This window comes from Desulfosporosinus paludis (genome assembly GCF_045689965.1).
In the GTDB taxonomy this organism is placed as follows: Bacteria; Bacillota; Desulfitobacteriia; order Desulfitobacteriales; family Desulfitobacteriaceae; genus Desulfosporosinus; species Desulfosporosinus paludis.
In genome coordinates this window covers 1,485,692-1,498,064 of sequence record NZ_CP144211.1, presented here as the reverse complement: position 1 = coordinate 1,498,064, position 12,373 = coordinate 1,485,692, and the positions used below count along the sequence as shown (strand labels likewise).

13 protein-coding genes and 2 pseudogenes are annotated in these 12,373 nt (G+C 37.7%); 13 read left to right on the top strand and 2 right to left on the bottom strand.

Annotated features, from left to right (window positions below; genetic code table 11):
• Positions 1-39 precede the first annotated feature (39 nt).
• Entirely contained in the window at positions 40-1,029 is a 990-nt protein-coding gene (locus VZF35_RS07745; RefSeq protein ID WP_407314524.1) for a guanosine polyphosphate pyrophosphohydrolase, read from the top strand.
• Between the two features lie 352 nt (positions 1,030-1,381).
• On the opposite strand, the gene VZF35_RS07740 is transcribed toward VZF35_RS07745, so the two are convergent.
• Entirely contained in the window at positions 1,382-2,113 is a 732-nt protein-coding gene (locus VZF35_RS07740) for an integrase core domain-containing protein (protein ID WP_407312498.1), read from the bottom strand.
• 63 nt (positions 2,114-2,176) lie between these two features.
• Here VZF35_RS07740 and VZF35_RS07735 point away from each other — a divergent pair.
• The 12 genes and pseudogenes from VZF35_RS07735 to VZF35_RS07680 all read left to right on the top strand — a co-directional run.
• Positions 2,177-2,305, top strand: a pseudogene (locus VZF35_RS07735) (YwbE family protein); the annotation flags it as partial.
• Positions 2,306-2,504: 199 nt separating this feature from the next.
• A pseudogene (locus VZF35_RS07730) lies at positions 2,505-2,935 on the top strand (GNAT family N-acetyltransferase).
• A gap of 53 nt (positions 2,936-2,988) precedes the next feature.
• Positions 2,989-3,441, top strand: a complete 453-nt coding sequence (locus VZF35_RS07725) for a DinB family protein (protein ID WP_407312496.1) — start codon at positions 2,989-2,991, stop codon at positions 3,439-3,441.
• A gap of 223 nt (positions 3,442-3,664) precedes the next feature.
• Entirely contained in the window at positions 3,665-4,036 is a 372-nt protein-coding gene (locus VZF35_RS07720; protein ID WP_407312494.1) for a RidA family protein, read from the top strand.
• Between the two features lie 634 nt (positions 4,037-4,670).
• Positions 4,671-5,231 carry a GNAT family N-acetyltransferase gene (locus VZF35_RS07715; protein WP_407312492.1) on the top strand — a complete coding sequence of 187 codons (561 nt, stop codon included), beginning with the start codon at positions 4,671-4,673 and terminating at the stop codon, positions 5,229-5,231.
• A gap of 239 nt (positions 5,232-5,470) precedes the next feature.
• Positions 5,471-5,959 carry a GNAT family N-acetyltransferase gene (locus tag VZF35_RS07710; protein WP_407312490.1) on the top strand — a complete coding sequence of 163 codons (489 nt, stop codon included), beginning with the start codon at positions 5,471-5,473 and terminating at the stop codon, positions 5,957-5,959.
• A gap of 151 nt (positions 5,960-6,110) precedes the next feature.
• Complete coding sequence (locus VZF35_RS07705; RefSeq protein ID WP_407312488.1) at positions 6,111-6,725, top strand: SGNH/GDSL hydrolase family protein; 615 nt, start codon at positions 6,111-6,113, stop codon at positions 6,723-6,725.
• 182 nt (positions 6,726-6,907) lie between these two features.
• Positions 6,908-7,534 (top strand): CatB-related O-acetyltransferase, encoded by a 627-nt coding sequence (locus VZF35_RS07700; protein WP_407312486.1) that lies wholly within the window; start codon positions 6,908-6,910, stop codon positions 7,532-7,534.
• 445 nt (positions 7,535-7,979) lie between these two features.
• Positions 7,980-8,738 (top strand): alpha/beta fold hydrolase, encoded by a 759-nt coding sequence (locus VZF35_RS07695; protein WP_407312484.1) that lies wholly within the window; start codon positions 7,980-7,982, stop codon positions 8,736-8,738.
• Between the two features lie 448 nt (positions 8,739-9,186).
• Positions 9,187-9,774 carry a DJ-1/PfpI family protein gene (locus VZF35_RS07690; RefSeq protein ID WP_407312482.1) on the top strand — a complete coding sequence of 196 codons (588 nt, stop codon included), beginning with the start codon at positions 9,187-9,189 and terminating at the stop codon, positions 9,772-9,774.
• A gap of 1,099 nt (positions 9,775-10,873) precedes the next feature.
• Complete coding sequence (locus tag VZF35_RS07685; RefSeq protein ID WP_407312480.1) at positions 10,874-11,653, top strand: hypothetical protein; 780 nt, start codon at positions 10,874-10,876, stop codon at positions 11,651-11,653.
• A 17-nt stretch (positions 11,654-11,670) separates the two neighbouring features.
• Entirely contained in the window at positions 11,671-11,934 is a 264-nt protein-coding gene (locus tag VZF35_RS07680) for a hypothetical protein (protein WP_407312479.1), read from the top strand.
• Positions 11,935-12,161: 227 nt separating this feature from the next.
• Here the strand turns inward: VZF35_RS07680 and VZF35_RS07675 are convergent, their stop codons facing one another.
• On the bottom strand, positions 12,162-12,251 hold the full coding sequence (locus tag VZF35_RS07675) for a putative holin-like toxin (protein WP_407312477.1): 90 nt from the start codon (positions 12,249-12,251) through the stop codon (positions 12,162-12,164).
• Positions 12,252-12,373 lie beyond the last annotated feature (122 nt).

The following is a 12,373-nucleotide window of genomic DNA, read 5'->3' as shown; positions in this document are numbered from 1 at the left end:
TTGTACTATGAAAAAATTGAACAGATGCAAAAAATTATAATGAAAAAATTAAATGATTATTTATACTCAGGCGATACCGTTCTTAAGATATTACAGAGATATGCTGAGGATTTGAAACAGTCGGCGAAAGAAACTCATAATCAGATTGATCTTTTGCACTGTAATTTTCTGCTTCAAATTGCGGAACTTTTGCAGCACAACGAATTCCTGACTTCGCAGTCTCAGCGGATTCGGGAATTCTATAAACTTATGGCAAATGAATATCCTTTTCTTGCATTTACTTTTAAGGGCCGAATTAAATCTCTGATACGCGCGGAAGCAAAATTTAACGGATACATCGTAGAATATATTTATGAGTATTATATTGAACACGGCAATTACCCGTCTCTTCCTGAACTGAAAAACTATTTAAACTGTTTTCGGGACCTGATTGCATACAGAATCGTGATTTCTCTTCCCAAATGTCATCTAAAAGAAGGTGAGATTTGCGCGGATGAAGAAAATGAATATCTATATGATGTTGCCAACAAGTTGCTTGGTTTCCTTGAGGAACGCGGATTTACCGCAGAATTGGCTTCATTTACGGGTCAGAAAAAATCGTCCTTGTTAAGAGATAGCGTAAGCCCATACTATAGAGATTATGTTGCAAATCCAGAGTATAGTGGCTATCGTTCGCTACATATAACATTTTATGATAACATTGCCCGTTGTTATGTGGAAGTACAACTTCGTACAAAAGAAATGGACGATTTTGCTGAAATTGGTCATGCCAATCATTTAGGTTACGAAAAGCGACAGGAAAGGGAAAGAGCTAAACGAGATGCAATTCCAAAAGGAGAAAATATTTATTTTGATGATGCTTATGAAAGAGGTATCATGTTGCAGCAGCTTGAATTATCAAAATTAGATGTAAATATGTTTTCAGCAGTGAATAATTCCCTTATTAACGATGGTTGTGGCCTCTACCGTGGAAGATTAATTCTTCCGTACGAGCATCTTTCAAGATTCCAAAATGACCTTATTGATTAATTAATTGCTGAGCAATTTAGACTACTTATCATCAGAGCGAGGAGTTCATAAGGCGAATGTGATACTATGGAAAATGAACAACCAAAATCTGAAGTAATAGTAATCCCTCCTGCCCGACAACCGGTGAAAACGGCTTGACCCCTTTATTTTGGACAAATCCCCCTCTTACATAACTTTCTCATAGGGATACTCCAGATTTCATAGTTATCCAGTTCTTTGTATAAATCCGCAAGCTTGACAATGAGCCTCCGTGGGCGTGATGTTCGATGGCTGGCCGGCAATGGCTTCGCTTATGCCGTCTGGCGATAAAGCCTATCACGCCCACCCTCATTGTAAAGCTTGCTAGGATAGCTCATAACCTTACTGCTTTGAAAACCATAGTACCTTTCAAAGAGGCCTTATAGCATTCCTCTGGGGTCAAATAGCGAATGCTTGAATGAATTCGGTTTCGATTATAGTGCTTTATGAATTCAGATACAATTTTATAGGCTTCTTCATAAGACTGAAACACATAACGAGATAAGCATTCATCTTCCAAAATAGAGTTAAAAGATTCGATATGAGCATTTTTATTAGGTGTTTTAACAGGAATTCGCTCATGCTCCAAGTTGTGTGCTGCACAGAATTCACCAAATGCCCTGCTTATAAACTGCGGTCCATTATCCGTTCGAATGATTAATTTTTCCACTTGTTTATAGAGTTTCCGTCGAAGCAACGAACTGGAAATTGTTGTAGCAACATCTTGAGCCGTAAGTGTGGGTTCGTTTTTTTTTAGCAAATCTTTAAGAATAGCAATTTCAAGATCCTTTTCTCCAATAATCTTTTTTAGCCGTTCATTCTCTTGAGATTCACTTAATTGTTCAAGTGAGGCTGCGTTCGTACCAGATGAATTATTGGCAGTATCTTTATCTGAAGAATTTTTGCTATTCTTTGTTGTTTTATGTGCTCTTACCCAGTCCCTAACTGTGTATTCAGCAATTTCATGCCTTCTTGCTACGAGAGCACAGTTACCTGTTTCAAGAGCCTCCTTAATTACTTTGTCTTTCAATTTTGATGAATAATTATGCCTAGTCACCCAAACCATCCTCTCTAAAATAATTTTATCAATAGAGAGTTGATCTGTCCAAGTTCATTAAGGGGCTAAAGAGAAAGAACAGGAAAACTGACAGAAGGAATAGTTAAAGATATTCTAACGAATTCTTCTACACATCCACATGGAATAAAAGTTCGACTTATTAATGGGATTGTTGGCCGAGTAAAACAAATTCTTCCTTAAGATTCGAATAAGGGCTGGTGTTTTGCCTGAGAAACGGTGCAGTCCTTCTACCCACTCGCTTCCGGTGTGTCATGAAGGAATTTAAATCCCCCGATTTCCAAAAGAAGGCCCCTTTCGGGAGTTGATTTGTAGGTGGGAGTGAAGGGATACTGGTGGAAAACTTTTTATATCTATTCGGACAGAAAGGATTAAAGATAAGATGATAGTCCGTGAAATGGTTATTGGGGACATCCCTCAATTGGCTAATTTATATAAGCAATTTTGGAATGAAGACTCTTGTGTTGATACAATGTATCAAAAATATAACCAATTCCTAAAAGAAGGTTCGCACATTTTGCTCAGTGCTGTTGAAAATAATCAGCTAATTGGTTCAGTAATGGGGGTTATCTGTGGGGAACTATATGGGGATTGTAGACCATTTTTAGTTCTTGAGAATATGATCGTTAATAAGGATTATAGGAATAAAGGGGTAGGAAAAGAATTAATATCCAAGCTTGAGGAGATTGCTACTAAAAGAAATTGTACTCAAGTGATACTTGTAACGGAAACAAATAGAACTGACGCCTGTAAATTCTATGAATCGGCAGGATATAGCAGTCTCATAAAGGGTTTAAAAAGAAGCTCAAGTAGTTTTACTGGTTGAAGGCCCTTTTCGAAGAATATTTATATGTGAGGAATAAGGAATGAAAAAGATTATCGAAAGGTTAAATTACTTAATCGAAGTACTTCCAATTAAGGCAAATCGGTTTTCGGAAGAAGAATTTTCATCTAAGCCAATGGACAAATGGTCTAAGAAAGAAATTCTTGGGCATTTATGTGATTCTGCAACAAACAATTACCATAGATTTATCAGGATTCAATTTGAGGAGCAACCGTTTGTTGTTGTGTCATATAAACAAAATGAATGGGTATTAATTAATGACTATCAGAATATGCCAACGGATGATGTCGTTGGATTTTGGATTGTTATAAATAGACAAATTGTTAGAATTATATCAAAGATTCCAGAAGAGAAATTGTCGTACCTATGTGATGATGGGGATAATAAATTCTTTACTTTTTCGGAGCTGATTGAAGATTATCTGAGGCATATGGATCATCATTTGGTTCAAATCTTTGGAACAGTTGAATTATAGACGGCCACCTCATCGATTTCCCAACCCTGCCCACTTCTGCCCCCCTTGCCAAGTTCAAGAAGCCGTCTTGATAAAGCCTAGGTAGCAGTTGAGTACCGCAAGTCTTGCGTGGTGCGGGGGATTCTGATGGTGGGGGCGCTTGGGACATGAGGGTAAAAAGTCAGGATGAATAATAATAGTAAATGAAGGGAACGTGCGTTCTTTAATTAATGGAGGTATTTAAGTGATTAGAAGAGTAGTAATTCCGCCTTACGATGGATATGAGTTGTCAACATTTGTAATTAATAACGATACAGTATATATAGGCCATTTTGGAGGAGTTGTGGACAAAGATGGTAATTTGCTAACCACAATTGAACAGCAAATTGAGCAAACATTAATGAATCTTTCCGAGTCATTAGAAAAAATAGAACTTACTCTCAAGAATATCGTCAAATTAACTGTGATACTAAGAGATATCAAAGATTTTCATAACATGCATAGCGTGTGGACCAAATATTTTAAGACAGATAATTACCCAGTAAGAACCGTAATTACTTCTGATTTTGTCAGTGAAAATTGCTTAGTGCAAATTGAGGGTATTGCTTGTTATTAATTGAAAGTGCGCCTTGCTAAGTTCAGGCATTTTATTTCCATATTGTTGTAAGAGAGAAGGGTTAAACATGTGGGAATCCTTTGTTGCGAAACTAACCATATTGGTAACTTTATGCCTAGGAACTTTGTTAATAGTCTTGTTCCCTATTATTAAGAAAGATAGCATTATTTTTGCAAGGATCAGTTTGGCTATTGGTTCGTCTGTGCTTATTATTTTAGGTTACTTTATTTTAAGTAATCCGGTCATTATGGACCAAATTATAAGATATGGTTTTCGTTAGCATCTCATAATCTCCAATCTTGATAGACAATTTCCCGAGGGCATTACCCGTTCACGCCGTGCGATTTTGCCCGCAATACTCTAACCAACTCTCATCCGGTGACGGTTTTCCTGATAATAACATGGACACCGGCAACGACGGGGTTTGGCAGCGTTAGTGTCGCAAAAGAGTTAAACCCAGCCAAGCCCCCTCGCCAAGTTCAAGAAGCCGACTTGTTTAAAGGGTAGCTGGTGGTCAATGGGTGTGGAGTTACAGAAGGTGGCACTTCTAGCCGGAACATTGAGGTGTGGAACGGTGAGTTAGTAAAGACTTGTATTTATAGATCAACCGAAAGAAATTTTCGAAGGAGACAAAATGACAAAGCCGATTAATATAATTCTAAGGGAATTGGAAATTAAGGATTTAGAGGATTATTTTTACTGGAATCTTCCGTCGCGTGAATTTCATAAATTCAATGGTCCATATTACGGAAAGAGTAACGAAGAAGAACTAAGCAAACAGATCGAAGATTATAAAACACGGTTACTAAAAGGGGAAAGAAACGTTCTCAAGAATAAGAAGATAATAGTGAATAAAGATACGGATGAAATAATCGGTCAAGTAAATTGGTATTGGAAATCACAAGAAACTCTCTGGATGGAGGTTGGAATTGTAATTTTTAATGAGAATTATTGGGGAAATGGTATAGGCTATAAAGCCTTAAAAATGTGGATTGATGAAGTGTTTGCAGACAATCCAAAACTCGTAAGACTTGGATTGTCAACTTGGTCTGGAAACGAAAGAATGATGAAACTGGCGGAGAAATTAGGGTTAATAAAGGAAGCTGTTTATAGGAAGGCAAGGATTGTTGATAATCAATATTACGATTCCGTGAGTTATGGTGTATTGAAGGAAGAATGGCTACCACAGCCATAAAAACGCTTGCTTATTCCGGCCACTTGCCCCCCTTGCCAAGTTCAAGAAGCCGCCATTGTGTAAAGGTTAGCTGGTTGTCAAGTGCCGAGTCGATTTCACCGGTTTCTCAAAAGAAGGTCCCTTTCGAAGATTGGTATGGTTGGGGTGAAGGGATACTGGGTGACTTCGAAAAGAGGTAGGGTGATAAGGACGGGAATTGAGAAAAGCTGGGTATAAAAAATACACGAAGGGATTGTTTAATGAACATATCTTTAACTATAGCAGAGTTGAAAGATGCAGAAGCCATTCATGAGATGCAGATAAAATCATTTGTGCCATTATTAGTAAAATATCAAGACTTTGAGACTAGTCCTGCAAATGAGCTAATAGAGAAAATAATTACCCGAATTAATCAGCCTTTTACAGACTATTATGTTATAGAAAATGACGGTGTTACTGTTGGCGGTATTAGAATAGTAAAAATGGGTAACCAACGCTATCGTGTCAGTCCTATTTTTATCTTACCTGAATACCAAGGAAAAGGGATTGCTCAGAAAGTTTTTGAACTAATAGAAAAGGTATATTGTGATGCAAGAGTTTGGGAACTAGAAACTCTATTGCAGGAAGCTGGAAATCGTCATCTTTACGAGAAATTAGGTTACAAACAAACCGGTAAAATGGAACCTGTTAACAGCAAAGTGACGTTAGTATTCTATGAAAAGTATCTGGCTACTCCAGAAGAAATTTAATCCCCCCGTATTCCAAAAGAAGGCCACTTTCGGAGGTTGATTAGGTCGGTGGGGGTAAAAGGATACTGCGAGATTTAAAGATAATACTGCAAAAGAATATTTATTTCATGAGAAGAAATGTCGTTATCGGCAATATGGTATGGAGATAGTAATGGAGAAAAGAACAGTATTTGTCCTCGGAGATAGCATCTCGATACATTATAACCCTTTTTTGAAGAATATGATTAGCAGTAAGTTTAAGTACCAACAAAAAGGGCAGGTTGGTGAAGCTCTTGAGGATTTGGATCAACCTAACGGGGCTAATGCTGGTGACAGTAATATGGTTCTGGAGTATTTAAGAGATGAAAATAAAAAAGGTATAAGCTATGATATCTTGCTCATGAATTGTGGTTTACATGATATAAGGGTAGACCGAAGCACTAATCAAATTCAAACCGAGAAAAAGCGGTATGAAGATAATTTAAACCAAATTTGCGAAGCCGCTTCGAAAATGTCACAAAGAGTGTTTTGGATCTCTACTACTCCAGTTGTTGATAGAATCCATAATCATAGACTGGAAGGATTTTTAAGATATAGCAAAGATGTCCTAATCTATAACAATTTGGCAGGAAAAGTAATGGATAATTATCAAATACCTATCTTTGATTTATATTCATTTACTAATAGTCTGGGTTACGATATCTATTATGATCATGTACACTTTACAGAAGAAGTAAGGGCATTACAAGCCGCTTTTATTTCAGGATGTTTATTAAGTATTGGATAAGAAAGTAGATGTATTCGGAATACAATACCGGTCATATCCGGGGTTCGGACAAACATTCCGTCAAAATCTGGACTAATAGCCGAGTTACTATTCACCTCGTCTTGAGCGTTGGGGGGACTAATTCATGTTGCACATTTACCAGGAAAATGCGAAAGAGAAGCATTTACATTTCAGGGGGAATTATGAACAGTAAAAAAATATATCCACGAACTGGTGATAAAGAAACAATTTATTTAAAGCCTGCGATCACAAATTCTAATATTATAGTTGGGGATTATACTATGTACAATGATTTCATAAATGACCCAACTAAATTTGAAAACAACAATGTTTTATATCATTATTCTTTAAACAACGATAAATTAATTATTGGAAAATATTGTTCTATTGCTTGTGGAGCTAAATTTATGTTTACATCTGGAAATCATAGATTGAATTCTCTTTCAACCTACCCGTTTCCGCTATTTTATGAGGAATGGGGCTTAGATAGTGCCCAAATAACAGATGCTTGGGATAATAATGGTGATATCGTAATAGGAAATGATGTTTGGATTGGATATGAGTCAGTTATCATGCAAGGAGTCCATATAGGTGATGGTGCAATTGTAGGAACAAGAGCAGTTGTAACTAAGGACGTTCCTCCGTATACAATTGTTGGTGGAATACCAGCTAAAGAAATTAGAAAACGCTTCTCTCAAGATGTAATAGCAAAATTAATAGAATTGCAATGGTGGAATTGGGACGAACAAAAAGTTCAAAAGAATTTGCCTAATATTATGCGGGGAAATATCGGATCATTAGAAAACTAGGTACCGTCTAAAACGAATGAACACCTATCTGGGGTCTCTAAATAAGCTGTTTTGTTGATAATTCATTCCACCTCATTGATCCCAAATCAACCCGCCACTTGCGCCTTGCTAAGTTAAAGAAGAACATGCGGTTTGAAATAGCCGTCTTGATAAAGCATAGCCAGCAGTTATGTGCCGAGTCTTGCAATCCGGCGGGATTGGATGTCCTTACCTATCCAAAGGCGCTCACCGAACTGGGAAGCTGGAGGGATGCGTCATTTTAAGTATATTAAGAGGAATTATCAAAAACATGTAGAACATTTAAATTTGAACTGCGATGTGATAATTTGCGGTATCCAATATGGATAGAAGACAATGAAGGAGGCTTCGTAATGGGGATTTGGTAGACCGTCTTCACATATAAAAATTTGTTTTTTTTAAAATTGATAGTGAAGAGGGGATACTTATGTCCTTTTTTAGATACGAAGGCGTCAATGTTTATTACAAAGTAGTTGGGAAGGGTAACACACCCTTGTTGTTCTTACATGGTAATACCGCTTCTTCAAAGATGTTTACACAAAAAGTCAAATTCTACGCCGAACGATTCCGAGTTGTCTTAATAGATTATCCTGGGCATGGTAAATCAGAAATGTTGCAGGAGTTCCCAGTAGATTATTGGTGTTATAATGCCAGGGTTGCCATTAAGTTATGTCAAAAGTTGAAGTTTAATGAAGTAAACCTAATCGGTACGAGTGGGGGAGCTATGGTTGCCTTAAATATGGCTCTATTAGAACCATGGCTTATTGGTAAAATCATTGCGGATAGTTTTGCGGGTGATTCACTAAAGAATGAAGATGTTGCTACTCTGAGAGACCAGCGTGAAAAAGCGAAGGGGAATATTCGATCAATACTATTTTGGCTTCTGATGCATGGGTTGAGATGGAAAAGAGTAATAGATGCTGATACTGAAATGATCGAACAGGCTAGTCTATCCAGAAAGGGATTCTATTGCGGTGATTTATCAGAAATAACTGTGCCAGTATTAATAACCGGAAGTCTTCAAGATGAATTGACCAGAGATATAGAAATTCGTCTGAAAACGTTTTCCAATATGTTGAGAAATTCGAAATTGGTTTTCTACCCAACTGGTTCACATCCCGCTATGTTCAGTAATAGTAGAGAATTTGACAAGCTAGCTCTTGAGTTTCTAGAAAATAATCACTAGTTTTTATAATTTTTGAAATACCCTTCAGATACCTTTATTGGCTTTGGGAGGGTATTTCAATTTAAGTCGACTGTAACAAAGAATTAGCAAAAGTTATGGTTTGAGAAAAATGCAGATACGTCATTAATATCAATCACCCACCGCCAACCTCGCTCCCTCGCTAAGTTCAAGAAGAAATAACTGCCATGATAAAGCCTAGCCAGCAGTCAAGTACAGAGTCTTGCATGTGGATTACCAGAGGTGCCCTTTGTCCGGAGGGCGTTGGAGGTAAAATTAACTGAGTGTTTTTGGACGCTCTTTTTGCCTTCTTATTGCAGGAAGTTGAGGATAATTGTGGAATTAATACGAGGAAAGTCTTCATGAATTAACAACCTAGCAAGCTTATACCATACAGAACATCGAAGTGCTTACTAATGGAATTATGGACTAACCATATGGAGGTATGATGATGAAAAAGGTACTATTATTACTGGCAAAGGGTTTTGAGAGTTATGAAGCTAGTGTTTTTATCGATGTAATGGGCTGGAATTTTGATGATGAGGACGGAACGACAAAGCTGGTTACTTGCGGACTCCGAAAAGAGGTTGAAGGTTCGTGGGGCATAAAGATCCTGACAGATATAACGGTTGATCAAGTTGTTGTCAGTGAATATGATGCTTTAGCTATTCCTGGCGGGTCTAATAAATACGGCTTTTATGAGGATGCTTATAATGAGATGTTCCTTGATCTTATTAGAGCATTTCATAATGAAGGCAAAATAGTTGCAACCATTTGTGTAGCAGCATTGCCCGTTGGCAAAAGTGGAATACTAAATGGGAAAAATGGTACTACCTATAACATGGGTAATGGGACTAGGCAGGTCCAACTGCGGGAATTTGGTGTTAATGTTGTGAATAAACCAATTGTTGTTGAAGGTAACATAATCACCTCTTGGAATCCATCTACAGCCATTGACGTAGCATTGAAACTGCTTGAATTATTGACCTCTAGGGAAAATGCTGATCATATTAGAAAGATCATGGGATTTACTAAATAATAGTTTCCGGAAGTCCTACAATATAGTTTCTAATTGGATTATCCTTCAAATAGGATTCAAAAACCTTAAGTCCTTACTCTGTCTTCGATCCCCGATACAAACTCCCCACACGTCACCTCGTGCCCCGCTAACCTCAAGAAGAAATAGCCGTTTGATAAAGGTTAGCTGGTGGTCTTGTGCCAAGAACGTGTTCGAAGAACACGATGCTGTATCCGTGATGAAGGTAGCCCCTTCGAAGCCGGTTTGTAGGAGCAGGCTTCAAACAGCCGTAAGCTGCTTCAGTCCGAAAGGCTGCGGTGGTGAACGTTACGGTTAAAAGCCGAGAATAATCTCGGCATGTGTGGATTAGAAAGTCGAACGAAAGTGAACCCCTGAAGAAGCATCGAAAACCTGCTCTAGACGACATCAAAACCGGAGTCTTCACCCTACTCCGGGATAAACATGAAGGAAACCTACTTACTGTTCATGTGGTGTCCGGTGTATAGGGGGCGGGGTTCTAATCTGGGCTTGGGTACGGAACTTGGGAACTCTTCATGCGATGTTAAGGGAAAACCTTATAAGTGCTGACCACGAAGGGGGAAAGTACCAATGCGCATGAAGGGGACGGAACATCCTGTAGTAGTGATGAAGCCCTTGTAATGAGAGTGGAGCGAAGGGGATGTATCAGCTCAAGGAAAGTTTTTGCCAACCGGGAAACTGGGAGGAGCGTTGACTTTCTGCGTCGTTTTGTAGCCATGAGGTTACAAAAGAAAGGCTGGTACGAGCCGTGTAAATTGAGAGGGTGCGCCATGTCATTTAAGACTTGGAATTGTCTGAGTAACGGACCAAAGCCCTTGGAAATGCTTTGAGAACAACCTCCTAATTCCTCCGGCCGACCCGGCAAGTATACTGGTTTGCTGGTCAAAAATATCCTCGAACTATTTGATTGCCTAATAGCGACGGATAATGGGGTATCGATACAAGAATTGGTTTGAATACACTAAGGGTCCATACTTTTCAGTAGAGGCCTTTTTATTTTTGGAGACAGGTTTCCCCTTACTTCGCGAGAAAGAAGTGAGATGATAAGTTATCTATAATTAATAGCTATGGGGGTGCACTCTTGATCTTAAACAATTTTATTCGTCGATACTGGTGGATAATATTAATATTATTATTGATACCATTAGCTGCAATCGCTGGTTTTTTAATTGCTAAATATTGCTTTAATAAGGCATTAACTTCGAAAGAGTTATTTGGATTAATTGGTACTATATTAGGATACGTTGGTACCATATTCCTTGGACTTTTAGCTCTTTGGCAAAATGAAAGAGCCAATGACCTCAATGGCAGATTATTAAAACTTGAAGAATCACAGGGGTTACCATATATCTCTATAAACAGCAATCTAGTAAACGTAGTTAAATATAAAAAGAGACAACCTCATGATACTTATAATAATATTTCTTGCTCTTTTGAAAATCCAAACGTCACTTTTATATTTTCGGTAAAAAACATAACTGAAAATTTTATTAGTCGAATATATGTTGAAGAAATTGAGATTTCCGGGAGGTATCTTGATAGCAATAAAATTTTGCAATCAGATGTCTTCTTAGACGAAAAGAAAGAAAACCTAATGCTAAATTCATTCTTAGAACCTAATATTGAAAAATACTTATGTATCTCAATAAATACTGATAAAAATCCTTGGTTTTATAATCAACTTTGGGTAATAATGAAATTAAAATTGATTTACTTAAATAATAGCGGAGCAAATGAGCAACACTTAAACTTTGTTGCGCTCAGAGATCCTGAAGATGATAATTTATACATTGTTACAAAAGAAGTAATGAATAAAATAACTATTGAACAGTTGTTCGATACAAGATCAGATACAAAATAACAGTGATTATCTTAGACTTGGAGCAACCACCCATGAAAATCCTCTCAACCCCCATCTCCGTCCTCGCCTGGTTTGAACTAAACGGCAAACCCCATCCGGTACGCTTTAAGCTCGACGGTAAAGAGATCAAGATTGAGCAGATTATCTCCATGACCGAGGAGAAGATAGCCGGCAATTGGGTGCTTCTCTTCAAATGCCAGAGTAATATCGATGGAGAGTTGAAGCCGTTTGAGCTGAAGCATGAACTGAATACGTGTAAGTGGTACCTTTGGAAAATGTAACACATGGGACAGCTTGGCATATGATGTATTGGGCATTTGTGATTACTGGCATTTTTTCACGTTAGGTCCCTCATCGGTAACGGTGGGGGATTTTTGTTTGCTTAAATTATTTATATTTACTTACGTAGGTATCTTTTGTTTGGGAATTTACATACGATACATATGTAAATATAAATAATATTGGCCAAGGACATTAAAGGCCTCGGCCAAAGCATCAAACGAATACCTTATCTCGTAAACATGGCAGAAATTGTAATTATCCCTAAAACTAACGTCGAAAATGATATCATGAGAATTAGCGCTTGATAAATAGTCATTCCTTTTCAACCCCCATTATTTTTAATAAAGAGTAAGAGGAGCTCTTCGTCAAAAGTCTTTCCTTCACTCTTTATTATGTTATTCAAAAAGTAGAAAAGAGAGCTTAATCGCTCTCCTTTTT

Bases quoted from the DNA above. Each gene is read 5' to 3' on its own strand.
- VZF35_RS07745 (WP_407314524.1), top strand. From the start codon at position 40: ATGAAAAAATTAAATGATTATTTATACTCAGGCGATACCGTTCTTAAG.
- VZF35_RS07740 (WP_407312498.1), bottom strand. From the start codon at position 2,113: ATGGTTTGGGTGACTAGGCATAATTATTCATCAAAATTGAAAGACAAA.
- VZF35_RS07725 (WP_407312496.1), top strand. From the start codon at position 2,989: ATGAAAAAGATTATCGAAAGGTTAAATTACTTAATCGAAGTACTTCCA.
- VZF35_RS07715 (WP_407312492.1), top strand. From the start codon at position 4,671: ATGACAAAGCCGATTAATATAATTCTAAGGGAATTGGAAATTAAGGAT.
- VZF35_RS07710 (WP_407312490.1), top strand. From the start codon at position 5,471: ATGAACATATCTTTAACTATAGCAGAGTTGAAAGATGCAGAAGCCATT.
- VZF35_RS07705 (WP_407312488.1), top strand. From the start codon at position 6,111: ATGGAGAAAAGAACAGTATTTGTCCTCGGAGATAGCATCTCGATACAT.
- VZF35_RS07700 (WP_407312486.1), top strand. From the start codon at position 6,908: ATGAACAGTAAAAAAATATATCCACGAACTGGTGATAAAGAAACAATT.
- VZF35_RS07695 (WP_407312484.1), top strand. From the start codon at position 7,980: ATGTCCTTTTTTAGATACGAAGGCGTCAATGTTTATTACAAAGTAGTT.
- VZF35_RS07690 (WP_407312482.1), top strand. From the start codon at position 9,187: ATGAAAAAGGTACTATTATTACTGGCAAAGGGTTTTGAGAGTTATGAA.
- VZF35_RS07675 (WP_407312477.1), bottom strand. From the start codon at position 12,251: ATGACTATTTATCAAGCGCTAATTCTCATGATATCATTTTCGACGTTA.